The sequence below is a fragment of the Hahella chejuensis KCTC 2396 genome (genome assembly GCF_000012985.1).
GTDB lineage: Bacteria > Pseudomonadota > Gammaproteobacteria > Pseudomonadales > Oleiphilaceae > Hahella > Hahella chejuensis.
Genome location: NC_007645.1, coordinates 1,342,811 through 1,367,238 on the forward strand (window position 1 = coordinate 1,342,811; position 24,428 = coordinate 1,367,238).

32 protein-coding genes and 1 tRNA gene are annotated in these 24,428 nt (G+C 50.2%); 22 read left to right on the forward strand and 11 right to left on the reverse strand.

Features of this window, described 5'->3' with window-relative positions:
* Positions 1 to 30: 30 nt before the first annotated feature.
* Positions 31 to 183 (reverse strand): MerR family DNA-binding transcriptional regulator, encoded by a 153-nt coding sequence (locus HCH_RS32990; protein ID WP_011395268.1) that lies wholly within the window; start codon positions 181 to 183, stop codon positions 31 to 33.
* 120 nt (positions 184 to 303) lie between these two features.
* Between HCH_RS32990 and tmpT the strand changes: the two genes are divergently transcribed.
* From tmpT to HCH_RS34685, 8 genes are all read left to right on the forward strand, one after another.
* A complete protein-coding gene (gene tmpT / locus HCH_RS05975; RefSeq protein ID WP_011395269.1) occupies positions 304 to 942 on the forward strand; it encodes a thiopurine S-methyltransferase in 639 nt (212 codons plus the stop codon).
* A gap of 499 nt (positions 943 to 1,441) precedes the next feature.
* A complete protein-coding gene (locus HCH_RS32145) occupies positions 1,442 to 2,017 on the forward strand; it encodes a helix-turn-helix domain-containing protein (RefSeq protein WP_011395270.1) in 576 nt (191 codons plus the stop codon).
* 15 nt (positions 2,018 to 2,032) lie between these two features.
* A complete protein-coding gene (locus HCH_RS05985; protein ID WP_011395271.1) occupies positions 2,033 to 2,611 on the forward strand; it encodes a DUF6036 family nucleotidyltransferase in 579 nt (192 codons plus the stop codon).
* Between the two features lie 47 nt (positions 2,612 to 2,658).
* Entirely contained in the window at positions 2,659 to 2,970 is a 312-nt protein-coding gene (locus HCH_RS34130) for a hypothetical protein (RefSeq protein ID WP_158304930.1), read from the forward strand.
* Positions 2,971 to 3,355: 385 nt separating this feature from the next.
* Positions 3,356 to 3,754 carry a helix-turn-helix domain-containing protein gene (locus HCH_RS05995; protein ID WP_011395272.1) on the forward strand — a complete coding sequence of 133 codons (399 nt, stop codon included), beginning with the start codon at positions 3,356 to 3,358 and terminating at the stop codon, positions 3,752 to 3,754.
* A 22-nt stretch (positions 3,755 to 3,776) separates the two neighbouring features.
* A complete protein-coding gene (locus HCH_RS06000) occupies positions 3,777 to 4,364 on the forward strand; it encodes an IS630 family transposase (RefSeq protein WP_148212494.1) in 588 nt (195 codons plus the stop codon).
* Between the two features lie 349 nt (positions 4,365 to 4,713).
* A complete protein-coding gene (locus tag HCH_RS34680) occupies positions 4,714 to 4,926 on the forward strand; it encodes a hypothetical protein (protein ID WP_238384973.1) in 213 nt (70 codons plus the stop codon).
* Between the two features lie 78 nt (positions 4,927 to 5,004).
* The gene (locus HCH_RS34685; protein ID WP_011395275.1) at positions 5,005 to 5,247 is read left to right on the forward strand and encodes a hypothetical protein; all 243 of its coding nucleotides are present in this window, start codon (positions 5,005 to 5,007) and stop codon (positions 5,245 to 5,247) included.
* A gap of 75 nt (positions 5,248 to 5,322) precedes the next feature.
* Here the strand turns inward: HCH_RS34685 and HCH_RS06010 are convergent, their stop codons facing one another.
* From HCH_RS06010 to HCH_RS33595, 3 genes are all read right to left on the reverse strand, one after another.
* Positions 5,323 to 6,141, reverse strand: coding sequence for a DUF6615 family protein (locus tag HCH_RS06010; protein WP_011395276.1), 819 nt, complete (start codon positions 6,139 to 6,141; stop codon positions 5,323 to 5,325).
* A gap of 640 nt (positions 6,142 to 6,781) precedes the next feature.
* Complete coding sequence (locus HCH_RS06015) at positions 6,782 to 7,081, reverse strand: hypothetical protein (protein ID WP_041598456.1); 300 nt, start codon at positions 7,079 to 7,081, stop codon at positions 6,782 to 6,784.
* Entirely contained in the window at positions 7,065 to 7,313 is a 249-nt protein-coding gene (locus tag HCH_RS33595; protein WP_148212495.1) for a hypothetical protein, read from the reverse strand. Before HCH_RS33595 ends, HCH_RS06015 begins: the two co-directional genes overlap by 17 nt.
* 692 nt (positions 7,314 to 8,005) lie before the next feature.
* Here HCH_RS33595 and HCH_RS06020 point away from each other — a divergent pair.
* The 4 genes from HCH_RS06020 (at position 8,006) to HCH_RS32150 (ending at position 10,013) form a co-directional block, all read left to right on the forward strand.
* On the forward strand, positions 8,006 to 8,500 hold the full coding sequence (locus tag HCH_RS06020) for a hypothetical protein (protein WP_041598457.1): 495 nt from the start codon (positions 8,006 to 8,008) through the stop codon (positions 8,498 to 8,500).
* A 25-nt stretch (positions 8,501 to 8,525) separates the two neighbouring features.
* A complete protein-coding gene (locus tag HCH_RS06025) occupies positions 8,526 to 8,819 on the forward strand; it encodes a hypothetical protein (RefSeq protein WP_148212496.1) in 294 nt (97 codons plus the stop codon).
* A 110-nt stretch (positions 8,820 to 8,929) separates the two neighbouring features.
* Entirely contained in the window at positions 8,930 to 9,283 is a 354-nt protein-coding gene (locus tag HCH_RS32995; RefSeq protein WP_083769716.1) for a YceK/YidQ family lipoprotein, read from the forward strand.
* A gap of 76 nt (positions 9,284 to 9,359) precedes the next feature.
* Positions 9,360 to 10,013 (forward strand): hypothetical protein, encoded by a 654-nt coding sequence (locus HCH_RS32150; RefSeq protein ID WP_011395278.1) that lies wholly within the window; start codon positions 9,360 to 9,362, stop codon positions 10,011 to 10,013.
* A 431-nt stretch (positions 10,014 to 10,444) separates the two neighbouring features.
* On the opposite strand, the gene HCH_RS06035 is transcribed toward HCH_RS32150, so the two are convergent.
* The 3 genes from HCH_RS06035 to mutY all read right to left on the reverse strand — a co-directional run bounded on the left by HCH_RS06035 (position 10,445) and on the right by mutY (position 12,088).
* Positions 10,445 to 10,520 (reverse strand) — tRNA-Phe (locus tag HCH_RS06035).
* 57 nt (positions 10,521 to 10,577) lie between these two features.
* Entirely contained in the window at positions 10,578 to 10,847 is a 270-nt protein-coding gene (locus tag HCH_RS06040) for an oxidative damage protection protein (protein ID WP_011395279.1), read from the reverse strand.
* A 74-nt stretch (positions 10,848 to 10,921) separates the two neighbouring features.
* Entirely contained in the window at positions 10,922 to 12,088 is a 1,167-nt protein-coding gene (gene mutY, locus HCH_RS06045; protein WP_011395280.1) for an A/G-specific adenine glycosylase, read from the reverse strand.
* A 289-nt stretch (positions 12,089 to 12,377) separates the two neighbouring features.
* Here mutY and HCH_RS06050 point away from each other — a divergent pair, with 289 nt between their 5' ends.
* The 6 genes from HCH_RS06050 (at position 12,378) to HCH_RS06075 (ending at position 16,554) form a co-directional block, all read left to right on the forward strand.
* Complete coding sequence (locus HCH_RS06050) at positions 12,378 to 12,842, forward strand: SRPBCC family protein (RefSeq protein WP_011395281.1); 465 nt, start codon at positions 12,378 to 12,380, stop codon at positions 12,840 to 12,842.
* A gap of 115 nt (positions 12,843 to 12,957) precedes the next feature.
* Positions 12,958 to 13,551, forward strand: coding sequence for an imidazoleglycerol-phosphate dehydratase HisB (hisB, locus tag HCH_RS06055; protein ID WP_011395282.1), 594 nt, complete (start codon positions 12,958 to 12,960; stop codon positions 13,549 to 13,551).
* A 76-nt stretch (positions 13,552 to 13,627) separates the two neighbouring features.
* Positions 13,628 to 14,272 (forward strand): imidazole glycerol phosphate synthase subunit HisH, encoded by a 645-nt coding sequence (hisH, locus tag HCH_RS06060; RefSeq protein ID WP_041598459.1) that lies wholly within the window; start codon positions 13,628 to 13,630, stop codon positions 14,270 to 14,272.
* A 53-nt stretch (positions 14,273 to 14,325) separates the two neighbouring features.
* Complete coding sequence (hisA, locus tag HCH_RS06065; protein WP_011395284.1) at positions 14,326 to 15,060, forward strand: 1-(5-phosphoribosyl)-5-[(5-phosphoribosylamino)methylideneamino]imidazole-4-carboxamide isomerase; 735 nt, start codon at positions 14,326 to 14,328, stop codon at positions 15,058 to 15,060.
* Between the two features lie 62 nt (positions 15,061 to 15,122).
* Positions 15,123 to 15,896 carry an imidazole glycerol phosphate synthase subunit HisF gene (hisF, locus tag HCH_RS06070; RefSeq protein ID WP_011395285.1) on the forward strand — a complete coding sequence of 258 codons (774 nt, stop codon included), beginning with the start codon at positions 15,123 to 15,125 and terminating at the stop codon, positions 15,894 to 15,896.
* Between the two features lie 166 nt (positions 15,897 to 16,062).
* Positions 16,063 to 16,554, forward strand: coding sequence for a DUF2244 domain-containing protein (locus tag HCH_RS06075; RefSeq protein WP_011395286.1), 492 nt, complete (start codon positions 16,063 to 16,065; stop codon positions 16,552 to 16,554).
* Between the two features lie 192 nt (positions 16,555 to 16,746).
* Here the strand turns inward: HCH_RS06075 and HCH_RS06080 are convergent, their stop codons facing one another.
* From HCH_RS06080 to gpmI, 4 genes are all read right to left on the reverse strand, one after another.
* Complete coding sequence (locus tag HCH_RS06080) at positions 16,747 to 17,613, reverse strand: divergent polysaccharide deacetylase family protein (protein ID WP_238384974.1); 867 nt, start codon at positions 17,611 to 17,613, stop codon at positions 16,747 to 16,749.
* A gap of 59 nt (positions 17,614 to 17,672) precedes the next feature.
* A complete protein-coding gene (locus tag HCH_RS06085) occupies positions 17,673 to 19,025 on the reverse strand; it encodes a S41 family peptidase (protein WP_011395288.1) in 1,353 nt (450 codons plus the stop codon).
* Positions 19,026 to 19,047: 22 nt separating this feature from the next.
* Positions 19,048 to 20,166 (reverse strand): murein hydrolase activator EnvC family protein, encoded by a 1,119-nt coding sequence (locus HCH_RS06090; RefSeq protein ID WP_148212497.1) that lies wholly within the window; start codon positions 20,164 to 20,166, stop codon positions 19,048 to 19,050.
* Between the two features lie 239 nt (positions 20,167 to 20,405).
* A complete protein-coding gene (gene gpmI / locus HCH_RS06095; RefSeq protein ID WP_011395290.1) occupies positions 20,406 to 21,950 on the reverse strand; it encodes a 2,3-bisphosphoglycerate-independent phosphoglycerate mutase in 1,545 nt (514 codons plus the stop codon).
* Between the two features lie 443 nt (positions 21,951 to 22,393).
* Between gpmI and HCH_RS06100 the strand changes: the two genes are divergently transcribed.
* The 4 genes from HCH_RS06100 (at position 22,394) to HCH_RS06115 (ending at position 24,424) form a co-directional block, all read left to right on the forward strand.
* Positions 22,394 to 22,810, forward strand: coding sequence for a rhodanese-like domain-containing protein (locus HCH_RS06100; RefSeq protein WP_011395291.1), 417 nt, complete (start codon positions 22,394 to 22,396; stop codon positions 22,808 to 22,810).
* A gap of 43 nt (positions 22,811 to 22,853) precedes the next feature.
* Positions 22,854 to 23,147, forward strand: a complete 294-nt coding sequence (gene grxC / locus HCH_RS06105; protein ID WP_011395292.1) for a glutaredoxin 3 — start codon at positions 22,854 to 22,856, stop codon at positions 23,145 to 23,147.
* Positions 23,148 to 23,277: 130 nt separating this feature from the next.
* Positions 23,278 to 23,757, forward strand: coding sequence for a protein-export chaperone SecB (secB, locus tag HCH_RS06110; protein ID WP_011395294.1), 480 nt, complete (start codon positions 23,278 to 23,280; stop codon positions 23,755 to 23,757).
* A gap of 247 nt (positions 23,758 to 24,004) precedes the next feature.
* On the forward strand, positions 24,005 to 24,424 hold the full coding sequence (locus HCH_RS06115; protein WP_011395295.1) for an organic hydroperoxide resistance protein: 420 nt from the start codon (positions 24,005 to 24,007) through the stop codon (positions 24,422 to 24,424).
* Positions 24,425 to 24,428 lie beyond the last annotated feature (4 nt).

Sequence of the window (24,428 nt, forward strand, 5' to 3'; positions counted from 1 at the left end):
GGGAAAATCCGGCGTTACGCCCCAATGAAATCAACGCAAGTCACCTGCGTCGTAAACCCTGCGCAGGCCATGTCTGCCTATGGGCTGGATAAGCTGCTTCTCCTCGTAAAAACGCAAGGTGGAAGCGGGCAGTCCAGATAGCTTGACGACCTCGCCGATATCCATGTTTTTTCTGTCCGGCATTTATGCTTGACCTCAAGTCGACTTGAGCTTGTATGCAATCTCCACACATTCGAAGGGGGAACGTGTAGTCTTGTTATATATCGGCGCGATGTTCCTTTATCGGCTACAAGAGGAATCATTATGGATGCAAATTTCTGGCATGAGAGATGGGCGGAAAACAGTATCGCCTTTCATCAATGCGAAGCCAATCCACTGTTGGTGGCTCATTTTAACAGGCTGGATCTGGCCAAGGGCAGTCGTGTGTTTGTGCCTTTGTGCGGTAAAACCTTGGACATCTCCTGGTTACTCTCGCAAGGTCATCGCGTGGTTGGCTGTGAGCTAAGTGAAATGGCCATTGAGCAGTTTTTCAAGGAACTGGGCGTGACGCCTGCAATATCAGAAATCGTCGCGGGCAAACGCTACAGCGCAGAGAACCTGGATATTATCGTTGGTGACTTCTTCGATCTAACCGTTGAAACACTAGGGCATGTCGACGCCACCTACGATCGCGCCGCTCTGGTGGCGCTACCGAAACCCATGCGGGACAGCTACGCCAAACACCTTATGGCGCTCACCAATAACGCCCCCCAACTCATGCTCTGCTATCAGTACGATCAAACCCAAATGGAAGGCCCTCCATTTTCGATAAGCGCCGAAGAAGTTCAACATCACTACGCCGACAGCTATGCGTTAACAGCACTTGCAACGGTTGGAGTTGAAGGCGGCTTGAGAGAGTTGAATGAAGTGTCGGAGACGGTTTGGTTGTTGGAGAGCAGGTGAGCGCTTTATGTAGGCAGTGAGGAGCCAGCTTGTCTGGCGCTTGCTGCTCAGTTTGCGCCTCAACTTTGGGTGATGAATTAAATTGCAGGAATAATTGAGGTAGAGTGGCGCCATTTAGTGAACGGACGTAATAGCAAGGAACTGAAAATGGCGCATCTTTCGCGTTCAGTAGTCACATTTAGAGTCTTCGGTGATGACTGATCCTGTCCACAAAGATTAGACGCGTCATTAAGCGATTTTCGATGCTTCATAACTCTCTAAGCTGAGATACCCGTTTGCGCTGTGTAACCTGACCTGTCCCCAGGCTAGCATTTTCCTGTCGTTCCACTCAGTAGAATTGGCCTGAAATATTTAAGCTATGGTTTTGAGCAATTCCTGAACTCATTAATAAAACCAGCGTTTTATTAACCCTGCCGTGGCTTTATAGCTAGGGTGTTCTCGTTTGTACGTCATTGACGTACAATGTGCCAAAACTCAGTTTAATCTGCTGGAGAGGCAAATGATGAATAGTGAAATTAGCGGAGCGAGGCTAAAAGCCGGTCTATCTCAAAGAGACTTTGCTAAGGCGTTGCAAATTTCTGTTAGGACATTGCAGGAGTGGGAGCAAAATCGGAGGTCGCCTTCCGGCTCTGCCAAAGCTTTAGTCAAAATCGCTATTAAACATCCAGAAATTATTCGAGAAAGCTTCGAAGCTCAGAATGCATCCCAAAAAAGAGCCACTCAAGTGCTTGATAAGATGAAGGATTATCTACTGTCAGGTGATGAAATTTCTTTCTCTGATTTAGTTCTCGACTGGTATAGGGAAGGACTGGAATGTGATGTCGTCCCAAAACCGGTAGAGACGGATAAATTAAGCCTAGCTATCAAAGCAAGTATATTGGAACGGCTTGTAGAGGTGCTAAACGCTCCACCTCACAACAGCTCTCAAAAAATACCTTCATGGTGTAAAGAAATTGGTGCAGTAGAAAGTATTGTGAAGCTTCAAAGCGATAGGCTTTTAGAGGATGAGCAATTTTGTCCGCCATTCGAAAAAAGAAATTTATTGGTAGCGAAGAATTTCATGTTTTTTATTTAACCGAGGAATCTTATTTTGAAAAAATATTACGACCCAGGTAACGGCACTCTTTCTAAAGAAGTCATTGAGAAAGCACTATCACGACTCGCCCAACTATTAAAAGAACGAAATCGCCGAGTAGAGCTAGTAGCTGCTGGTGGAGTGATTAGTGTTCTGATGTTTGGAAGCAGACGTATGACACGAGATATCGATGTCATCATTCCCCCTAAAGATAAAGAACTAATTAGTGAGTTAGTGGACCAAGTCGCGGAAGAGCAAAAGTTACCAAAGGGGCAGCACGCTTGGCTTAATGACGGCGTTTCCTTTTTTGGATTACAAACCAAGAGCAATAAGCAAATTTTCATGCACCCAAATTTAGTTGTATATACTGCGAGTTGGTATGAACTATTGGGAATGAAGCTTAGTGGAGCGTGGCGTCGGGACGCGGATTATCATGATGCTGTCCATATATTACGCCAAATTGGGAACAACAATAAAAGTCAGACTCTTGTCATGTCCATGAAATATAGAAATTTTTCCCCATATGTTGATGACGAGACATTCACTAAGCGGTTCAACCGCACTTGGACAGATGCATTTGACGATTTTGATTAATAGGTGGATAGTTCAGAAATGCTGATGTGGCTGTAAGCTAATATTTAATGGCAATGGATGATATAGACAATGATACCATGATAGTTTCATTGAAAGCCGTTTATGAAAATATAGATAGATTTAAAGCATTGCTTGAATCGGAATCGCTCAGCGATCGGGAAAATGTTATAGGACTAATCATATCATATGTAGAAAGAGTTAAATATGTTATCGAAGAAGCGAGAGAGGGCCTTCGTCCAAACGCTCCTGCTCTAGATTGGTATTTTTTGGTTTGTAAGGTACTCAATTGTCGCTTCCTCAGTGTTAATGTGGACCTCCTCTTTTTCACTTTTCCAGTACCTGATATGGCCAACGGATAGTATGTTTTGTCCACAATTTTCAATATGAAGGTATATGCCCGCTTCAAGTCTGCATCGATACCATTTGTCGTTGCGAGGATCTCCGGTCAATGGTATGTTGGCATAGAATATATATAACTCCTCGGCGAATCTTTGGTTAAACTCTCTGGCGTCTATATGGGAAAATCTGGGTACCATTCCTTCTCCAGCGCGATGCATTAGGATTTTTGTATTTGATTTTAATGATTCGATGCAATGCCCTGTGTAATCTCCGTTTAAATGCCTCTTTAAGTGTTCCCTCAATCGATAGTTGATATCCTGTGCTTCACCTACGTAAGTAGCAAAATAAAAATTTCCTAATAAAATAGGCGACTTACGACCACTCAATCTGATCATATTTTGCACCGTGAAGTACGTCAATCATCTTAAGCCCGCTGAAATAAAGACTCTTACCGATGGATTTCGCTACAGCCCGAGCTCCCGCTTCCGTATTCGCTGTCACGCCATATTGCTCAGCAATAAAGGGTATAAAATCGATAAAATTGCCGACATTATCGACTTCCACCGCAACACCATTTCGATCTGGATTGAGCAGTGGGAAAGCATGGGAATATGCGGCCTCATTAGCGACGCCTCCCCGGGAAGACCGCCCATTTACACGGAGCAGGAACAAGAAAAGGTTTGTAAGTGGATTGACGAGCAGCCCCAACAACTACGAGACGTCCAGGTACGTCTGGAAAAAGAAACTGGAAAAAGCGCCAGTCTGGAGACCGTTAAACGGAACTTAAAAAAAATCAAAGTATAGCTTCAAGCGATTCCGCTTTTCGCTGCGCGCGCTTCGGGATGAAGACGCCTTCCGCCAGTTTCAGGGCTTTGTGAAAGATCTTCAATCCTGGGAGGATGCGGGCGAAATCGAGCTTTACTACTTTGATGAATCAGGCTTTAGTCAACGTTCTAACTTACCTTATGGCTGGAGCCCTGTGGGGAAGCCGACGCAAATGAAATCCTATCCACACAATAAGAGACTGAACGTTCTGGGGTTTATGAGTCGCCGCCAGAAGCTGATATTCCATGCCACAGAGGAGCGGGTGGATTCCGCCAAAGTCGTAGCGCTTTTTAATAAGCTGGCGGAGAGTAAAGATCCGCTTAAGCCTGCTGTGGTGCTTCTGGACAACGCCTCCATGCATCGCTCTGCGGAGTTTCGCCGACATAGGTTGGATTGGATGGATAAAGGCATCTGGCCGATCTATTTGCCGAAATATTCACCGGAGCTAAACCTGATAGAGATCTTGTGGCGAAAGGTGAAGTACAGCTGGCTGCCTTTGGATTCGTATGAGACTTTCGACAGGCTGAAAGAGTCAGTGAACGACATCCTGTCAAAGTTTGGACAGGAATATAAGATTAATTTCGTTTAGGTACTTAGTAAACTCTGAAAAAACTCCCTTCACATTTTATGCACCACAGGTATACGCCACTTACTCCTTCAGTTTGATTAAATATTAATGAGGTGCTTTCCTCTTCGCCAAGAAGCCTAAATGGACCTCTAAAATGGATTTCTTTCATGTTTCAATATTTCTCCCTGTTGTTAGAAAAATATTTGATATGGGTGATGGTTTAATATGTGTTAAAGGTAGCCTGAATTCTGGTGCGCATATAGAACTAATTGATATATGGGGTGGTAGTTATCAACTCACGAATATTTTGAACAACCAGGAGCATTACCAGGGCAGCTAGACCGAGGTCAGCGAACATGGCGTGGAGCATGTGGGCGGCATAAAGACGTTGGAAGCCCTGGGCGCGTTAAAACTACTGAGCGGCGGCCACGCCAACCTATCGGCGGCGGATAACCTGAACCTGACCACTGCAGCCGATCTTAACCAGGCCGTCGCTCGCAACCGAAAAGCGTCGATCCAAGGCGACGACAGCGCCACGGTGGGTGGCTCATGCTCCGCAACAATCAGTGGCAACGACACGTAAACCAGCGCCAACAAAACCATAACCGTTCAGGGAAGCCATACCGACATCGCCAGCGCGGCGAGGAAGATTCAAGCGCAAGTGATAGAACTAAAAGCCAGCGCCGCCGTGACCATCCAAGTGCCAACCATCGCCATGGGCGGCGGGGGTGTGGACGTGTTGCAGGTGATTGCGGATCTGATCGGGGTGGTTCAGGAGTTGGCGGCCACGACGGCGAGCCACACACACGGAGGAGGAAGCGGGACGCCATCAAGCAGTGGGAGCCATAGCGGCCAGGCGAGCAGAGCGGGAAACTTACAGAAGCAAATATCAGGGCTTATGTGATACGGCTATTCTAAGTTGAGAGTAGCCGTATGATCTGCTTTTTCAACTATTATCCGCCATAAGCTGAGAGCAAATTCAAATTTTGATAAGCATAGCGCCCTCAAAGCTATCACTTAGCTTCTTATCTTTTTGGATGACTTCTACACAGTCATCAAAAGTTTGGCTTAGCTTACTCAGAACAAAACCCTTACTTGCAGGCCCATGTTCTGAGCTTTCATCCCCAATACACGGAAGCAGACAGTCTAGGCGTATAGACTGTTCAACTATATTGTTAATTCTCATCGTAATAGATTTACCGTTAATACGTTTAAGAATCTTCTCAGCTTTAGCTATCCATAGAGATGAGAAGCGATTATCACCTTCATAACCGATATCGTTACATTCGCCACAATGCATATGAAGTGGGCATAAGTTCAATTCTTCATATCCACAAGGAGGTGATAAATTAGCCCTGGCAAATGTAGCAACCCATGCATCTAATTGCTTTATTTTAGCCTGATATTTATCAAGGTTAGTATTGAGCTTTTCTAGCTGCTCATTAGTAAAAATTACGCTCCCTTTTGAGTCTGGTTGATCGAAATAGTTTCGCCCAACTCGCTTGGCTTGTACGCATGCATGTATGGCTCCATTCTCACGTTCGAATCGCCAATACCAGTCAGCACCACATTTCTTTTCTTCATTACCTGTGAATAAGACAATTTTGACTTGAGCTTTATAATCTCTTACTAATCTAGCCGCCATCAAGGCGGTGATACACTCTTCGCGAATAAATTGTCGTGACGTGGTAGCACTAGCTCGTAAGTCTTGAGCAAGTTCTTGATCTAGAGAAAGAAGTTTATTTATTTCTTCGAATGCGCTGCGAGAAATATCACAGAGTAATTTATTACCGTTCATTGCATTCTCCTGATAATTAACTAATATCCCACTGAAAATAACCGTGCTTCATAACTAGGTACATACGGCTCTCATGCTATGGAAAGTATAGTCTTGTTAGACTAGTTAAGCTTATTATCTAAGAACTTGTTTGGCTGAAATCTGAAGCAATGCACCAGCGCGTGAGCGCTAAAGGCGGCTAGCTGTGGGAGATACACGGGAACATCGCCACACCAGTGCTCACTGACGCATGGAAACCTTGGATAGTCCGGAACACTACCAAACCAAGCTCAGCGAGCATACCGTGGAGTTCGCGTTCCTCTACGATCAGAGACAACGCACGCAAAACTACAAGCCCATACTTACATCGCCTGCGCAGCCGACAGATCTAAGAGTAGGCAGCCACTACGGGGAGCAGGAGCGTAAATGCGTTGCAGGTGATTGCGGATCTGATAGGGGTGGTTCAGGAGTTGGCGGCTACGAAGACGAGCCACCCCCATGGCGAAGGAGAAATCAGTAGGTCCTCAACAACCGGAGACATTGCTGCCAAGCTAATCACGCTGCATTTGAAAAGATAAAATGTTGGAACTTAAGTGATGCTGCAAACTTCGCTTTATATGTACTACTAGTAATGCAAGACTTTATCCGGAGCGAGTCAAGCTCAGGACCTTGTACAATGACCATTCATAATATGGTGTAAATCATTGCATTCATTATATATTCTCATCCACTCTGAAGGTTTAACAACAGTTGCACCACTTATTCTATTTAGGTCTGATCTTAGCTTCAGTATACGCTTGTCAACTGTAATGAAGTACCCCAAAAACTTGCCTGCCTGGAAGACATGGAGTGCATCCGAATCGTGCTTGTATCCATTAGAATTTCCTTTCATTATTTTATTTAAATATTTTATTTTCTCTTTTTCACCCTCTGTCAAATTAACATCAACTGTATGATTCATTTCCCCGTTCTAAATCCTTGACTTCGGAAGGGGTGTTAGGATGCATAATTTCATTAAGATTTGAACTGGTTATTAGAAGTACAATAGAATTTCTTTGGTTTAAATAAATATTTAATATATCTATTGCTATCTTATCTTCCGGTGGAAACTTTGGGTCAAATGCACATGTGTCTAAAAAGTTGTTTGAAACTCTAGGGTCCTTGATTGCCCTGCCAAGTGGAACTCTATTCATAGACGTTATCCTCACCAAAGAACATATCACAAGGCCTAGTTTATACCCTCTACTGTATGAATAGTAAACAGACCAATAACGAAGACTGGATACTCTCCTGCCTATGAATAGCTTGGCCCATCTCTGTTAGTTTCATCATTTTTTTCATGACGTTAGGGTTACACTCATTTCTTTTGAAAATTTCACTCCTCCCCACGCCTGCGCGATTTGAGTAAATGCCGAGTTTATGAAATTGGGGTTACACTCTAAGCCCCAAGGGGGACAGACTTTGGAAAGATCAGGATTTCAACTACTGAATAATTTAGAACTAAGTTGTAACAGTTAATCTGGTGTAAGACGTTGTGATGGAGACAGGTAATTTTTTTATGTTTGACTGTATATAAATACAGTTTATTTCTCACGTGACTGGAAAGCCGCACGCTTTTTCGTACCGAATGGCTCGGTTTTATGATGATGTTGTTTTGAAAAGTGCTTTGATTCAATAACTTGCGAGCTAACCTGTTGTGATAACGAGACACCCAAGAAAGTGTATATGCGCACGCACGGTTTCTTGTAAGTGAGGTAGTTTGACTTTCTGGGGCTTTACACTGGAATCAGTGGGCTGGAGGAACTATCTTCAAAATATTGGAATGGAAAAATGCGCATGCGCGATATACAAATGTTATGTGTAAGATGAGTTCATAGATAAATATATGATTAGAATTGAAAGTCGACAAAAAGAATTCGAGCAGCAGGCTAGAGATCTTGCGTCTAATCTCACGAGTGAGAAAAAGCGGAATAATCGAATACAAAAACTCGGCGAGCTATGGCGTGGTAATGAAGGTGGAAGGTGTAGGTGTCCAATAGGTGAGCCATCACCAAAATTTGAACGTGTTCAGCCAACGAAAGAAGCAATAGCTATTTTAAATGAAATATTTTTATCGGCATCCGAGGAAACTCAAATTGTAATAGTTAGAGCTCTGGTTAGGCCCGAGCCATTCGTTGATGATGCCATGAACATTCTACTAACGGCTATAAAAAGCGAACGAGTAAAAGTTAGAATAAATGCCGTGCGCACCATTCGTTATATTGGCTCAAGCGCAAAGCCATATTTAAGCGATGTGCTTTTTCTTAAAAATGATCCAATACTTGCGGTTAAATCGGAAATTGAAGGATTAGAGGCATATCTAAATGAAGTCGGCACATAACAAACGGCTCCACGCAGACGTCCAAATGAATGACTACCCATTAAAAGAAAACGCTGATGAAGGAGTATTAGTTTGTTGTCATTTGATGGACGGTGCTGAATTACATTGGGTGCATCATCTACCAGAAGAACAGTGTGTATGGGCCTTCATGTGTGCGAAAGAGCATGAACGATCTGATATGGTTCAAAAAACGTTGGAAGAAGCATGCCGGTTATTTCCAGAAATCGGAGAGCTAGCAGACGTGCCTCACGATATGGATGTATCGTTTAAAAAGGGTAAAAACTCAGGTAAATGGTATGATTTTTACCGCAGTAAGTAGCATGCCTAACAAAGCGCTAAAATTCGTTCCAGCCGTAAAAAAGCACGGCCTCCACCAGACAGGCTACGTGATGCCGTTTAGCTTTGCGTTATGAGTCTTAGAAGAGAACTATGAGATACACAATTCTGCTAGTCATATTTTTACAAGGCTGTTCCACGGCAATAAGTAAAGGTATCAACCTTCGCCCAGAAATAGATCAAAAGGGGCATGTATATTCAGGTATGTCGCACTGGACTTCGTTTGGGTGTGGAATGCCGACATTATTAGATGGGTTAAAGTCAGATAATGGTGGTGATGTAATATCTTCAGTAATTATGATTCCTTTTCTGACTGTGATAATGGTCGTTGACTTCCCTCTTTCGTTGGCAGCAGATACGCTTCTTGTACCCGTAGATTTGATTGTAGAGCCAACGCAGGAAAGAAAAACAGTAGAGTATTATTGTGAAAAAGAAGAGGCGCATTGAATCGCCATGCTAGAACTTCTCATAACAAATAGCTGCACCGGAATTGGTGAGCTAGGCGTTATGCGAAAGGGAGATCATGAGCACACCTCCACATAGTAAAATCATCAACAGAGTAGCAAGGCAAACTTTGAAGCCTGTTGGAGTTAAGCGAAAAGGCCAGTCGAGGGTTTGGTTAGATGACAATGGTTGGTGGGTTACGGTAATTGAATTTCAACCTTCAGCTTGGTCAAAAGGCACATACTTAAATGTAGGAGTTAATTTTCAATGGTATCCAAAAGAATACTTCGCATTCGATATTGGCTATAGAGAAGCAGGTTTTGTTGAGTATAAGTCCGATGAGCAGTTTGAGTCTCAAGCTCAAGAACTTGCGGAATTAGCCAAAGCTAAAGTGCTAGAAATGCGAGAACGGTTATCTAGTCCAAGATCAACGAAAGATTATGTAATTTCCTCGTTTCAAGATCATAGGCCAACGTTATGGGGTGAGTTTCATCAAGGTATGTCATGTGTTCTCACCAAGGACAAAAACGAAGCTATTTCATATTTCAATCAGGTGCTAAGTAATCCTCATGATGCAGAGTGGGAAATAGAGCTTAAAGAATTTACCTCCAGAATGGTGAAATTGCTCGAGTCAGGCGAGGATGTACTCCGATTCATAGATGAAATAGTAAATAAATCTCGTGAACTGAAGAAATTGGAACCAACGGATGTTAAGTTTTCAGAAATCGCATAACAAGTTGCTGTTGTCGCCACTGCGTGGCTGGGACAGCCTACACGCCGCTTCGCTATGTTTCGGCTGCGCTAAAGCAAAGCGTTAAGCCCAATGAGGTGAATCGATGATGACTTACAAAATTCATTGCAAATGCGAAAGTGTTGAAATCTCATTATCGAATAAACCAATAGGAATGGTGCTAAAAAATGAGACATTGAGGCGATCAGGCGCTTTTAAGTGTCGACGGTGAAATTGCGTTGACACTTTGTTGACACATCCACTCATGACGATAAAAGAAGAAGGGGTGGTTTCTTTTACTTTTTTGGAGTTTTGAAAGGGAAGGGGGGGGTTGAGCTTGCCGGGCGTGTGAATTGCTAAGCTCTTTATTGGCGTGGATTTTCTTGGGCTAGAAACGAAAAAAGCCCGCATATAAATGCAGGCTTTTAGAATGGTGGTGCCCAGAGGCGGAATCGAACCACCGACACGGGGATTTTCAATCCCCTGCTCTACCGACTGAGCTATCTGGGCGACGGCGCGTATTTAAACCTCTGGGAGAAAAAAGGTCAAGCATATTTTTTTAATTTTTTAGTCTTTAGGAACAAAGCCTTCCGCAGCGTCGAAATTTTCGTTGTTGAGGAACTTCTCCATCTGCTCGGTGAGGTAGGTGCGGGCGTCCGGGTCCATCAGGTTTAAGCGCTTTTCGTTGATGAGCATGGTCTGGTGTTGCAGCCACTCCTGCCACGCTTTCTTGGAAACAGTCTCGAACAGTTCCTTGCCGCGGGCGCCCGGCATGGGGGGCAGGGCGAGGCCTTCGAGTTCTTGCTGATACTTTTTGCAGAATACCATTCGCGCCATGTTGCTTATCCTTTATTGGGTTTCGTGTAGTTTCAATTATCTGAGTGTGATTGGATTCGATTATAACAAAGCTGTCAAAGCAGGCGCTTTTGCCTGTCCAGCGATTTCTGACTGAGCCACTTCTCTATAGGAGCGGGCAGGCCGGGAAGTTCCTGGTCCGGATCGAACCACTGACTGTCGGATTCTCCAACGATGAACGCAAGGTCGTCGGGCCGCTCAATATCGGCTGTAGAAGCGATGACCGGCTTCAGAATCAAATGATAGTGAGAAAAGGTGTGACGGAACGGCGACGCCAGTTCATATTGCGTCAGCTGCAGACGCTTGTGCTCCTTCCAGCTTTGCAGAGCGTCCGGCAGGTCCATGTTCTTTTCGCTTTCCGGTAGCGACCAGAGCCCTCCCCAAATTCCCGTAGGTGGTCTGCGCTCCAACAGGATATGTCCGTCTTCATTTTGCAGCACCAGCACGAAGCGCTCGTGGGTGGGGATCTTCTTGCCGGCTTTGGGCGTCGGCAACTGGTCCGTCATATCCTGCGCCAGTCCCTGACAGGTGGTCTCCATGGGACATCGAGCGCAGGCGGGTTTGCTGCGGGTGCAAAGGGTGGCTCCCAGGTCCATGATCGCCTGAGTGTAATCTGTGACGCGCTCTTCCGGTGTGTAAGCGTCCGCTAACTCCCACAGGCGGGTTTCGATTTCCCGTTTCCCCGGCCAGCCTTCTATGGCGTCATGGCGACAAAGCACGCGCTTTACGTTGCCGTCCAGAATAGGGGCGCGAATACCGAAGCCCATGGACAGAATGGCGCCGGCGGTGGAGCGACCGATACCGGGTAGCTCCTGAATTGTTTCCAGCGTGTTGGGAAACTCTCCGTTGAATTTCTCCACTATCGTCTTGGCGGCTTTATGTAAGTTGCGCGCCCGAGCGTAGTACCCCAGACCGGCCCAGTGAGATAGCACCGTATCCTGATCCGCCTCTGCTAACGCCGCGACAGTGGGAAAGCTCTCCATGAATTTGATGAAGTAGGGGATCACCGTGCTGACCTGGGTTTGCTGCAGCATGATCTCCGATATCCATACGTGATAAGGCGTGCGTGGATCTTGCCAGGGCAGGTCATGGCGACCATGTTGGTCGAACCATGTCAGCAGGCGCGCGGCGAAGCTGTTCGTCGCGGCGGCGTCCTGAGCGTCAGTTGAATTATGGGATAGAGTAACAGGCTGTTTTTTTTGGAGATTCGACGGATTGTTCATGTAAGTAGATAGACTTGTGACAATTAGCGTAGCAAACTATGGGCCCTGAAGGATCGATTTGTCGGGCGTACTCCGGCGGATAGCGCGTCCCGCCCGCTGTTGCAGCGGCCGCTTAGATAGCGCGTCCGTATATAAAGGCGCGTCAGTGTATAAAAAAGACGTGTCCGTATATAAAGACGTATCCGTATATATAGAACAGTACTTCGCGGAGTGTACAGGATTACGCCTGATAAACCACACCAATGAAAACCCGCCGATAATAAAGTGTGCAGTCTTAAGGAGATAGCTTGTGTCTGTAAACATCACAATTGAAATCAGCCGAACCTTCGAAACATCCGCCAGTTACGACAGGGTGTTCGACTTGCTGGCCGACGTGCCGGCTTCCGTATCCCACTTTCCCAAAGTGGAGCAGTTGGTGGACCTGGGCGATAACGCCTATCGCTGGGAAATGAAGAAGATCGGCGTCGACAAGCATGCTATCCAGACTGTTTACGCCTGCCAGTACAGCGCGGACAAAGAGCGCGGCAGCATCACCTGGGCGCCTGTTAAAGGAGAAGGCAACAGCGAAGTGCAGGGCTCCTGGTCCGTAGTGGACAAAGGCGGTCGCGTGGAAGTGCGCTTTCAGACAAAGGGCTCACTGACTTTACCTCTGCCGAGCCTCCTGAAACTGGCCATCAGCCCCGTGGTTAAACACGAGTTCAACTCTCTGGTCGATGTTTATATGGACAACCTGCAAAAAGAATTCGCCTCCTGATTTCTAAGCGTAGGCAGCCGGACCGGGCGGATTATCCGCGACGGTCCCCGGCGCTGTAGGCTAAGCGGAGATTACACGCTATAATGCGCGTTTTCTGCATTGGCTGGAGTAACGCATGGCGGAGCGCAAGGCGGAAGTCACCCGCAATACGCTGGAAACCCAAATCACCTGCAAGATTAACCTCGACGGCAGCGGTCAGGCCCGTTTCGAAACCGGCGTGCCGTTTCTTGACCATATGCTGGACCAAGTCGCCAGACACGGTCTGATCGATATGGACATCGTCGCCAAAGGCGATCTGCATATCGACGCTCACCACACCGTTGAAGATATCGGCATTACATTAGGTCAGGCTGTCGCCAAAGCCCTTGGCGATAAGAAAGGCATCCGCCGTTACGGCCATTCCTACGTTCCCCTGGATGAAGCCCTGTCCCGCGTGGTGATCGACTTCTCCGGCCGTCCCGGTCTGGAAATGCACGTCGAGTTCACCCGCTCCATGATTGGCCAGTTCGATGTCGACTTGTTCTACGAATTCTTCCAGGGCTTTGTGAACCACGCGCAGGTAACCCTGCATATCGATAACCTGCGTGGACGCAATTCTCACCACCAGATTGAAACAGTGTTTAAAGCTTTCGGCCGCGCTCTGCGCATGGCGCTGGAGCTGGACCCTCGTATGGCCGGCATTATGCCGTCCACCAAGGGCGCGCTGTAACTCCGTAACCCGAGGCCGTCTATGAAAGCGGCCTTTTTTACGTTTAGCGAATAAAACAGGAACGGTCATACCAAGCATGAATACGATCGCGGTCATTGATTATGGAATGGGTAATCTGCACTCAGTGTCGAAGGCGTTGCAGCATGTGGCTCCGGATGCGAGGGTGTTGGTGACCGCCGACCCGAAGATCATCGCTGAAGCGGATCGCGTACTGGTGCCCGGCGTGGGCGCAATGCGTGATTGCATGGGCGAAATCGTGCGCCTTGGCTTCGACAGGATTATCCTCGACGCAGTCGCTTCCGGCCGTCCTATGTTGGGCGTTTGCGTCGGGATGCAGGTGTTGTTGCAGCGCAGCGAAGAAAACAACGGCGTCGACTGCCTTAAAGTTTTCCCCGGCGACGTGAAGTTCTTTGGCTATGACCTGACCGAGAACGGCGAACGCCTGAAAGTGCCGCACATGGGTTGGAACGAAGTCAAACAAACCGTTGATCACCCCATGTGGGACGGCATTGCCGACAACGACCGCTTCTACTTCGTACATTCTTATTACGCAGCGGGTGATCACCCCGAAGTTGTCGCGGGAACCTGCCGTTACGGCGTGGACTTCGCCGCCGCCATCGCCCGCGACAATATCTTCGCGGCGCAGTTTCACCCCGAGAAAAGTCAGCATGCCGGGTTGCAGTTGCTGAAGAACTTTACCCGTTGGAACGGCCGTCCCTGATCGTGGCGGTCGTAAACTCCCATAGCCAGACATCCGAACGACTGAGAACCACAATGCTTATAATCCCCGCGATAGACTTGAAAGATGGTAAGTGCGTGCGCCTGAAGCAGGGCCGCATGGACGACTCCACCGTATTCTCCGATGATCCCGTTTCCATGGCCGCGCAATGGGTCGACGCAGGCGCTCGCAGGCTGCATCTGGTGGATTTGAACGGCGCTTTCGCCGGCAAACCGGTGAACGGTGAAATCGTCTCCGCCATCGCCAAAGCCTACCCGGACCTGCCTATTCAGATCGGCGGCGGCATTCGCGAACTGGACATCATCGAGCAGTATCTGGATGCGGGCGTGAAGTACGTCATTATCGGCACCAAAGCGGTAAAAGAGCCGGCTTTCGTAGAAGAAGCCTGTCGCGCTTTCCCGGGCGCGGTCATTGTCGGCATTGACGCCAAAGACGGCATGGTCGCGACGGAAGGCTGGGCGGAAGTCAGCTCCGTCAGCGCGGTGGATCTGGCGAAACAGTTTCGCGACGCGGGCGTTTCCTCCATCGTTTACACAGACATCGCCCGCGACGGCATGATGCAGGGCGTAAACGTGGAAGCTACTGCGGCGCTGGCGAGGGAATCCGGTTTGCCGGTTATCGCTTCTGGCGGCGTCACCAACATGGACGATATTCGTCGTCTGGCGACCGTGGCGGACAGCGGCGTTATCGGCGCAATCACCGGACGCGCTATTTATGAAGGCGCGCTGGATCTGCGCGAAGCGCAAACGTACTGCGACTCCATCGCCTGACCGGCGCAGGAAGGCCAAACAACTCACGAACACCCGTATCAGACAGACACATAGGTAACAACATGGGCTTGGCGAAACGCATTATTCCTTGCTTGGACGTAGATAAAGGAAGAGTGGTCAAAGGCGTTCAGTTTGTGGACATCCGCGACGCAGGCGACCCAGTGGAAGTGGCGAAGCGCTACGACGAGCAGGGCGCGGATGAGATCACATTCCTGGACATCACCGCCAGCCATGAAGGTCGCGACACCACCGTGCATACGGTGGAGCGCATGGCCAGCCAAGTGTTTATCCCGCTGACTGTCGGCGGCGGCATACGCAAGCTGGAGGATATCCGCACTATGCTGAACGCTGGCGCGGATAAAGTCAGCATCAATACCGCCGCAGTATTCACGCCGGAATTCGTGGGTGAAGCGGCCGCCAGGTTCGGCAGCCAGTGCATCGTAGTGGCGATCGACGCCAAGAAAGTATCCGCTCCCGGCGAAGAAGAGCGTTGGGAGATATTCACCCATGGCGGCCGTAAACCAACCGGTTTGGACGCCATTGTCTGGGCGCGGAAAATGGTGGAGTTCGGCGCAGGCGAAATCCTGCTGACCAGCATGGACCGCGACGGCGCCAAAAACGGTTTTGACCTGGCGCTAACTCGCGCCGTCAGCGACGCCGTGTCTGTGCCTGTAATTGCCTCCGGCGGCGTAGGCAACCTGCAACACCTGGTCGATGGCGTAAAAGAAGGCGGCGCTGACGCCGTGCTGGCCGCCAGCATTTTCCACTTCGGCGAATACAGCATCCCTGAGGCCAAAGCGTTTATGGCCAAGCAGGGCGTTGAAGTGCGCATCTGATTCTCGCTGACGTATTCTTGCGCGACCACTGAACCGCAAAGCTAAAGTAAAGGTAAAGTGTCGCGCTTTGAAGAGCGGGTATATACTTTTTTAGGAATAGCTCCTGGCCTGTTGAAGCTGACGCGTGAACAGGCCCTGCTTCGGCATTTCCTGAACAGGTTTATATATGCTCGACGTTGTCCCCGGAGAAAATGCCGCCTGCGCCCGGCTGATCCTGCAACCCAATAATTCCGCAGGCTGGAAAGGCAATCGCATCTTTCTCTTCACTGTCGGTGGCGTCGCTCTGACTATTTCCATTGCGTTCTCTTTCTTCGGCGCGCTTCCCATCTTGGCGTTCTGTGGCCTGGAGCTGGCGCTTCTGGCCGGCATGCTGCGAATGGTCAGCAAACGCTGCGCTTCGCAGGAAGTTATCCTTATTACCCCTCTGGAAGTCTGTATTGAAAAAGGCATGGCGCAGCCTGAGCGCACCTGGACTTTTCCTCGTTGGTACACGCGCATCATACTGGTGGAAGGCGGCCGTAACGGTCACATTTGCGTGATGATTGCCTGTAAGGGAGAAGAGGTGGAAATCGGGGCCTGGCTGGCGGAAGGGGATAGAAAAGCCTTGATCGCCACTTTGCGTTCGTTGGTGGCGCATTACCAGCATTTATATCGCTGAATTGTATTAATATGGCAATGATATTGGCATGTTAATAATCAGGCGCATGGAAGCGCCTGCGCGGCGTTAGTCGCGGGAGACAGGACTTGCCATGTGCAGGCCCTGTCGTTTCAGACAAATAGAAGGAAGCTATTTGTCTGCCTGATTAATAGATACCTGGCCTAAGCGGGCTCTATCAACAAATAAGCGGGTTTAATTGACGCTTTTCTTTGGTTCGTCGTCGTTGCCCTTGCGACGTTCCGCCAGAATGGTCGGCGGTGTGGTCTGAAACATGTCCTGAGCGTTATTGCGAATCGCCCACAAACCTTTAATGGTGGCGATGGCGACGCCTTGCTCTCCTAACGACGGCAGTACTTTTTCCAGGTATTCAATGGTCTCCCTGTGAGGATGACCGATGGCGATGGCGGTGCCTTTCTTGCGGGCGATATCCAGCAGGCGTTTGAACTGAAAGTCGATCGCTTTGGTGGTGATGACGTGATCCAGAAATACGTCCCGGTTCAGTGTGGGAATAGCGTGATTGGCCGCCACGGCGTGTGCGACGGAAGACGCGGTGGTGCGGCTGTCGACGAAGTAAAGCGGATAGCCCTGTAACTCGCCCATCACCAGATTCATGGCGGCGCGGTTCTGCGTCAGGGCGCTGCCCATGTGGTTATTGACGCCGCTGACATAGGGGATCGCCTTTATCGCCTGCCGGAAGGTCGCCACCATGTTCTGACTGCTCATGTCGCTGGTCAGGCCGCTGGCGCCAAGTGGAATTCGCTTCACGTTCTCCATTGGGATATGCAGCATGATTTCCTTACCGGCGGCGTAAGCCAGCCTGGCCTGGGAATTAGTGTGGGGGCGAAAAGGCAGGAATGACAACGTCAGCGGAGCGGGGATGCGTATGGCGCGCTCGCCCATGTTCTGATAGTTGCCCATATCGTCAATGATGATGGCGATGGTGGGGGGATGATCTTCCCCGGCGCCGGTCGAGTTAATGATCGCGGGCGTCACCGCCGCCTGCGCGGGCTCGGCGATGGCGGATTCCTCCGCATTCGCCGCTGTGTGCGTCAAGAACAAGAGAAGGCCGGCCCTGACGCCGGCGCGGAGTAGGTTGGTTAGCAAAGGCCTCAAACAGTTCAGCCTTTCGCGGACGCCTTCATGATGGAGAGGCCTTTCAGCAGGTTGAGCGCTTCACGTAACTGGAAGTCTTTTGCAATGATTTCCTGCACACTGCTATCGCGCTTGGAGGACTTGCCGTCACCTTCGCCGTTCTCGTTGGTCAAATGGCCGGAGAGGTCAGCCTCTTTGAAGAATGGCTGAGTTTCCTCTTCGGTAATCTGAGCGCGTTGCACCTGAATGTCAGGCACGATGCCAAGAGCCTGAATCGAGCGGCCGCTCGGCGTGTAGTAACGCGCAGTGGTCAACTTAAGGCCGTACTCTTCGTCCAGCGGCAGGACAGTCTGTACACTGCCCTTACCAAAACTTTCAGTGCCCAGGATGATGGCGCGATGATGATCCTGTAAGGCGCCCGCGACGATTTCCGAGGCGGACGCGGAACCGCCGTTGATCAGCACGACCATCGGCGCGCCGGCGATTTCATCGCCAGGGGTAGCGGTAAAGCGCAGTTTGGAGCTTTTAATACGCCCGTCAGTGTAAACAATCAGGCCTTCATCCAGCAGTGAATCCGCCACATCGACCGCAGCCTGTAGAACGCCGCCGGGGTTGTTACGCAGATCCAGAATCACGCCTTTCAGGCCTTGCGGCGAGGCGTCTTTCAGTTTGTTGATCGCTTTAGTGAAATCAGAGCCGGTTTGCGCCTGGAACTGAGTGATGCGGATGTAGCCGTAACCTTTGTCCAGGTTCATGGTTTTCACGCTGGCGACGCGAATGACGTCGCGCAACACTTCCAGCTCTACAGGGCTGTTTTCGCCTTTCTTCACCAAGGTCAGTTTGATCGGGGTGCCGGGCTTGCCGCGCATCATATTGACGGCGTCTTCCAGCGTCATGCCTTTCACGGTTTTGTTATCGAGCTTGATGATCAGGTCGCCGGCGCCGATGCCCGCCTTCTGGGCGGGAGTATCGTCGATAGGCGTGATGACCTTGATAAAGCCGTCTTCCAGGCCGACTTCAATGCCGAGACCGCCGAATTCTCCGGAGGTGGATTCCTGCAAGTCTTCAAACGCGCTGGGCTCCAGATAGGCGGAGTGAGGGTCGAGCCCGGACAGCATACCGCGAATGGCGTTGTTCAGCAGGGTAGTGTCGTCCACGTCTTCCACGTAGGCGCGTTTGATGCGATCAAACACTTCTGCGAATTTACGCAGATCGTCCAGAGGCAGGCTGCCGCGCTCAGCAGTGGCCGCGTCTGTTACGCTGACGTCGTCGATAGGCGTCTCGGGTTCCTGCAGGAGGTCGTCAGCCCAGCCATGTGGGGCAACGGCGAGAGAGAGAATGATTCCGGATAGCGCATTTCGAGTAAATTTTGACAACATATTAAATTCCCTGCATTCACCTTTATTTCTTGAACCATCGAAGAGGGTCGTCAGGCTTGCCGTTATGCCTTATTTCAAAGTATAGCCCGGTTTCGGACTGGCCTCCGCTGCTGCCGGCGCTGGCGACGGTCTCGCCGCTGCGAACCCAATCGCCGGTATCCTTGAGTAAAGCTTGATTGTAGCCGTACAGGCTCATATAGCCATCGCCATGATCAATGATCATTAACAGGCCGAACCCTCGCAGCCAATCCGCAAACACGACGCGTCCGTGATGCACGGCGGAAACAGGGGTGTTCAGTGGGGTTTGGAAAAATACCCCGGACGGTCTGAAACCACCGCCGGATTGTCCGTGAAGCTGCTGCAATGCGCCCTTCGTAGGTTTGGGTAATTTAGCACGGAGTTTGGAGAAAGGCACAGAGTCTTGAGTTAACTCTAAGTTAGATATGGCCTTTTCCACTTCCTTGACCAGCGTTTCCAGTTGCTTCTGGTTTTTCTGCATGCGGGTCAGTTCGTTTTGCTTGTAATTGAGGCTGGAGTTGAGCTTGGTCAGCGTCGCTTCCCGCTCTTTGCGTTGAGATTCGAGGGTTTCCTTGCTGCGGGCCAGGGTGTTGCGCGACTCCAGCAAGGCCTGATTGCGCTTGAGAATTTCTGCGCGGGTTTGCTTCAGTTCATCGATGGTCTGGCGATATTTTTCGATGTGCTCGCCGCGAGCCAGATTCAGATAATCGTAGTACGCCAGCATTCTTTGCAGGGTGGTGGGGTCCTCCGCATTGAGCAGCAGTTTTACGCCTTGCTCGCGGCCCATGCCGTAAGCGGCTTGAATCTGCCTGGCGAGCAACCCTTTCTGTTGGGAGAGCGAGGCCAGATGCTCTTTCTCTTTATCCTCCAGCTCATCGACCTGCTTCTCAGTATCGTTGATGGAGGTTTGGATTTTATTGATTTCCCTGACTTTATCCTGGATTTTTTCCTCAGTGGCGCGCAGATCTTTTTCCAGATCGCTCTGCTCGCCCTGGGCGTCATGAATCCAGTCTTTCAATTTGCTGATATCGCGCTTGAGTTCTTTCAGCTTCTTTTCATGGTCGCCCTGATCCTGCCACCCGGTGTCAGCCCTGAGGTTCTCGGCGGCCGCGGGCGCAAGCATCAGAACTGCGATAACGTAGAGGACGATACGGCTAAGCTGCATGCGATCGGTATGAAAATTCTTTTATTAATAGTTATGTACGCCTCTGATAAGGGGAGGCTCCGGGATTTGGCCCCGGCAAGTATAGAGGAGTTTCGGTCTGCGGCGCAAAACCCGGAAGGAAGGTTGGAGAGGTCAGCGGCCGAAGCAAGAGCGGGAGAACCGGTCGACTGTTCTCCCGCTTGCGAATAAGGCGGGAATCAGTTCTGAACGATCAGAGACTCTCCGGTCATCTCCCGCGGCTTTTCCAGCTCCATCAGATCCAGCAGAGAGGGCGCGATATCGCACAGTCTGCCGTCTTCTTTCAGGGAGATGTTTTTCGGTCCGATATATATCAACGGCACTGGGCCCGTCGTATGCTGTGTATGCGGTTGACCGTTCTCGTCCACCATTTGCTCAGCGTTGCCGTGGTCGGCGGTAATCAGACATTGGCCGCCGACTTCATTCAAAGCTTCGGCGATGCGCTTCAGGCACTGGTCGATACATTCCGCTGCTTTCATCGCCGCATCGTAGACGCCCGAGTGGCCAACCATATCGCCGTTAGCGTAGTTGCAAACAATCAAATCGAACTTGCCGGATTTAATCGCCTCCACCAGTTTGTCGGTGACTTCCGGCGCGCTCATTTCAGGTTTTAGATCATAAGTCGCCACATCGGGCGACGGAATCAGGATACGCTCCTCACCTTCGAACAGCGCTTCTTTGCCGCCGCTGAAGAAGAAGGTGACGTGCGCGTACTTTTCCGTTTCCGCAATGCGCAACTGCGTTTTGTGCAGGGTGGCCATGTATTCGCCGATGCTATTGGTCAGCTCGGTGGCGGGGTAGGCGCAGGCAGTGTGAATATTGGCGGAGTACTCCGTGAGCATGACGAAGTCGGCCAGCTTGGGCAGCTTATTGCGCTGGAAGCCATCGAAGTCCTGCTCGACGAAGCAGCGAGTCAATTCGCGGGCCCGGTCGGCGCGGAAGTTCATGAAAATGACGGCGTCGCCATCACTGATCACCGCGTCGTTATCGCTGCTTCCTTTTATAAGGGTGGCTTTTACGAACTCGTCGTCTTCGCCCCGCTCATAGGCGGCGGTCAACGCCTGCACTGCGCTTTCTGCGTGATAAGGCGCTTCGCCCAGCGTTAGCAGGTCATAAGCCGCTTGCACGCGGTCCCAGCGATTATCGCGGTCCATGGCGTAGTAGCGCCCGATAATGGAGGCGACCCGGCCGCATCCCAGCTCTTTCAGCAGTTTGTCTGTGCGCTCCAGGGACGGTTGCGCGCTACGGGGCGGCGTATCGCGGCCGTCCAGAAAAGCGTGAACGAAGACTTTGTCCGCGCCGCGCTCTCTGGCGACTTTGCAGGCTGCTAAAATGTGATCTTCATGGCTGTGTACGCCGCCGGGAGATAACAGGCCGAGCAGATGCACCGCTTTACCGTTGCTCACCGCTTTATCGATAGCGGAGCTGATGGCGGGATTCTGAGCGAATACGCCGTCTTCGATGTCTTTGGTGATGCGGGTGAAATTCTGATAAACGATGCGGCCGGCGCCCAGGTTCATGTGGCCGACTTCAGAGTTGCCCATCTGGCCTTCAGGAAGTCCCACCGCCATACCGGAAGTATGGATGAGAACATGTGGATTCTGGCTGGATATCTGGTCCCAGAACGGGGTATTGGCGTTGGCGATAGCGTTCGAATCTTTGCCTTCGCGATATCCCCAACCGTCTAAAATGAGTAAAGCTGTAGGTTTGCGTTTTGCAGTCATTTTCTGTCCGCCATTAGTAATTTTACGAGTATTCTACTTGGAATTAGCGCCTATGTCTTGGAAGCCGTCAATCGGAGAAACGTCTGAACCGGTTGTCCGCCCAGGCGGAGTCTGGCTTCAGCTAGTACGCGGGGTTGGGATTTTCGTTAGGCTCAGCATACTGTGAAATGTGTGGATAGTTTAAATTTAAAACTACTTTGCATTCGATAGTTATTGGTTATTTATGAGCTGGCGTTAGGAATCGGTGAGACGGTCGGGGCTTTGTCTTCTGAAACCTATGGCGGCTGTGTATAATGCCGGGGCTTTTCAGGCGGAGACAGGCGCCGATTGCGAACAGATTTAAACTCATCCACATCGCCAGGGTGTGATGTGGGTGTTGTGACATCGAAGCGGAGCAGGGCGGCGACGCTTCCTTAGAAGATTATTAAAGAAAAGGCGGAGTTATGGAGAAGTATCTTTTATTTGCTCTCGATCACTGGATTTTAAGCTCACTATTTGTCGGTCTGGCCGTCGCCCTGCTCTTTACCGAGCGTATGCGCGGCGGCAAATCACTGTCTCCGCAGCAAGTGGTCAGGCTGATGAACAATGATGAAGCAGTCATCGTGGACGTGCGTGAGAAGAAGGATCTGGCGGAAGGCGTGATTAAAGGCTCCATTCATATACCCGTCACCAGTCTGAAAGATCGCGCTGGTGAACTTAAGAAGCATGAAGGCAAGACCATCGTCATCGCCGACAAGATGGGGCAACACTCCGGCATGGCGGTCAGAGCGTTGGCGGCGGGCGGAGTCACTGGCGTACAGCGTTTATCGGGTGGAATTGTCGAATGGCGTAATGCGAATTTGCCATTGTCAAAAAAATAAAAGCCCATATGTATTAGAAGTGACGTTTTAAGCGGTATTCTTTATGGCCCAGTTCAAGCCCGTGACCATTTACACCACGGAGTTCTGCCCGTATTGTATCCGGGCTAAGCGTCTCCTTGAGGCCAAAGGGGCGTCTTTCGAAGAAATTAAAGTTGATTTCAATGCCGCCCTGAGGCAGGAAATGATGCAGAAAAGCGGTCGCCGCACGGTGCCGCAGATCTGGGTCGGTGAGGAACATGTGGGGGGCTGCGACGAACTCTACGGTCTGGAGCGCGCTGGCACGCTGGATGCGCTTCTGCAATCGGGAGCGTCGGACGAATCAGTCTCCCCTTCCTGAATAATTGAAAAATAACGACGCGTGTCGGCTCCCAGGTTATTGCGTTTGCGGACGCACGCCGACGCGAGTTAACCAAGGGGGGTTCGCTGCTGCGAGCCGCAAACCAATATAAAGAGATCAAGGTAGAGTCATGTCTGAGAATGCAGAAGCTCCCAAGCAGCCAGTTTTCGCGCTGCAACGTATTTATCTGAAAGACCTTTCTTTCGAATCGCCAAACTCTCCGGCGGTTTTCCAGTCCGAGTGGAAGCCACAGGTCAACATGGACCTGAACACCGAAAACAAGAAAGTCAGCGACAACCAGTGGGAAGTCGTTCTGACCCTGACCATCACCGCCAAACTGGCTGATAAGACTGCGTTTGTTATCGAAGTGCAGCAAGCCGGCGTATTCATGATCGACGGTCTGAGCCCGCAGCAACTGGCGCAAACCCTGGGCGCTTTCTGCCCGAACATCCTGTTCCCGTACGCTCGCGAAACTATCGACATGCTGGCGGTTAAAGGCAGCTTCCCTGCATTGATGCTGCAACCGGTCAACTTCGACGCTATCTACGCGGAAGCAGTGAAGCGTCAGCAGGCGCAGCAAGCCGCTCCAGCGGAAGAAGCGAAGCACTAAGCGAAGCGTTTCCTTTCTAAAAAAAGCCGGTTTACCGGCTTTTTTTTCGTCTTTTATTTGGGGCGTATCTAGTCCTGAAACAGGCGCCAACTCTATTCAGGACGGGGCAGTGCTACAGGGATAGCGAACCGCTATGGCTTTGATAGAAAATTAAACTTATCGCGATAATTATTATTTCGATAATGTTTTCCCATTCCCGGATGGTCCGGTTAACCAGAAAATATCAAAGCATGAAAAGGAAACCTGAATGAATGTACTTTATAAAGCAGCAGTGACCTCCACAGGCGGCCGCGATGGCCATGCGAAATCTTCAGATGGCGTGTTGGGCGTGCGATTGACGACGCCTAAAGAACTGGGCGGCGCCGGCGGGGCGGCAACCAACCCTGAACAACTCTTCGCAGCGGGCTATTCCGCATGTTTTATCGGCGCGTTGAAGTTTGTGGCGAGTCAGCAAAAATCCGCGCTTCCTGCAGATGTGAATGTTCGCGCTGAGGTGGGAATAGGGCAGATTCCTGGCGGTTTTGGTCTCGATATCGACCTGTTCATTGAGCTGCCCGGCCTGGACCTGGAAGCGGCGCGAGCGCTGGTTGATCAGGCTCACCAAGTGTGTCCCTACTCCAATGCGACAAGAGGAAATGTGGACGTGCGTTTGCATGTCGCGAACTGATTTA

Excerpts from the sequence above, each read along its gene's own strand:
- HCH_RS32990 (WP_011395268.1), bottom strand. The coding sequence starts at position 183 with ATGCCGGACAGAAAAAACATGGATATCGGCGAGGTCGTCAAGCTATCT.
- tmpT (WP_011395269.1), top strand. The coding sequence starts at position 304 with ATGGATGCAAATTTCTGGCATGAGAGATGGGCGGAAAACAGTATCGCC.
- HCH_RS32145 (WP_011395270.1), top strand. The coding sequence starts at position 1,442 with ATGATGAATAGTGAAATTAGCGGAGCGAGGCTAAAAGCCGGTCTATCT.
- HCH_RS34130 (WP_158304930.1), top strand. The coding sequence starts at position 2,659 with ATGGCAATGGATGATATAGACAATGATACCATGATAGTTTCATTGAAA.
- HCH_RS06010 (WP_011395276.1), bottom strand. The coding sequence starts at position 6,141 with ATGAACGGTAATAAATTACTCTGTGATATTTCTCGCAGCGCATTCGAA.
- HCH_RS06015 (WP_041598456.1), bottom strand. The coding sequence starts at position 7,081 with ATGAATCATACAGTTGATGTTAATTTGACAGAGGGTGAAAAAGAGAAA.
- HCH_RS33595 (WP_148212495.1), bottom strand. The coding sequence starts at position 7,313 with ATGAATAGAGTTCCACTTGGCAGGGCAATCAAGGACCCTAGAGTTTCA.
- HCH_RS06020 (WP_041598457.1), top strand. The coding sequence starts at position 8,006 with ATGATTAGAATTGAAAGTCGACAAAAAGAATTCGAGCAGCAGGCTAGA.
- HCH_RS06025 (WP_148212496.1), top strand. The coding sequence starts at position 8,526 with ATGAATGACTACCCATTAAAAGAAAACGCTGATGAAGGAGTATTAGTT.
- HCH_RS32995 (WP_083769716.1), top strand. The coding sequence starts at position 8,930 with ATGAGATACACAATTCTGCTAGTCATATTTTTACAAGGCTGTTCCACG.
- HCH_RS32150 (WP_011395278.1), top strand. The coding sequence starts at position 9,360 with ATGAGCACACCTCCACATAGTAAAATCATCAACAGAGTAGCAAGGCAA.
- HCH_RS06040 (WP_011395279.1), bottom strand. The coding sequence starts at position 10,847 with ATGGCGCGAATGGTATTCTGCAAAAAGTATCAGCAAGAACTCGAAGGC.
- mutY (WP_011395280.1), bottom strand. The coding sequence starts at position 12,088 with ATGAACAATCCGTCGAATCTCCAAAAAAAACAGCCTGTTACTCTATCC.
- hisB (WP_011395282.1), top strand. The coding sequence starts at position 12,958 with ATGGCGGAGCGCAAGGCGGAAGTCACCCGCAATACGCTGGAAACCCAA.
- hisH (WP_041598459.1), top strand. The coding sequence starts at position 13,628 with ATGAATACGATCGCGGTCATTGATTATGGAATGGGTAATCTGCACTCA.
- hisA (WP_011395284.1), top strand. The coding sequence starts at position 14,326 with ATGCTTATAATCCCCGCGATAGACTTGAAAGATGGTAAGTGCGTGCGC.
- hisF (WP_011395285.1), top strand. The coding sequence starts at position 15,123 with ATGGGCTTGGCGAAACGCATTATTCCTTGCTTGGACGTAGATAAAGGA.
- HCH_RS06075 (WP_011395286.1), top strand. The coding sequence starts at position 16,063 with ATGCTCGACGTTGTCCCCGGAGAAAATGCCGCCTGCGCCCGGCTGATC.
- HCH_RS06085 (WP_011395288.1), bottom strand. The coding sequence starts at position 19,025 with ATGTTGTCAAAATTTACTCGAAATGCGCTATCCGGAATCATTCTCTCT.
- HCH_RS06090 (WP_148212497.1), bottom strand. The coding sequence starts at position 20,166 with ATGCTTGCGCCCGCGGCCGCCGAGAACCTCAGGGCTGACACCGGGTGG.
- gpmI (WP_011395290.1), bottom strand. The coding sequence starts at position 21,950 with ATGACTGCAAAACGCAAACCTACAGCTTTACTCATTTTAGACGGTTGG.
- HCH_RS06100 (WP_011395291.1), top strand. The coding sequence starts at position 22,394 with ATGGAGAAGTATCTTTTATTTGCTCTCGATCACTGGATTTTAAGCTCA.
- grxC (WP_011395292.1), top strand. The coding sequence starts at position 22,854 with ATGGCCCAGTTCAAGCCCGTGACCATTTACACCACGGAGTTCTGCCCG.
- secB (WP_011395294.1), top strand. The coding sequence starts at position 23,278 with ATGTCTGAGAATGCAGAAGCTCCCAAGCAGCCAGTTTTCGCGCTGCAA.
- HCH_RS06115 (WP_011395295.1), top strand. The coding sequence starts at position 24,005 with ATGAATGTACTTTATAAAGCAGCAGTGACCTCCACAGGCGGCCGCGAT.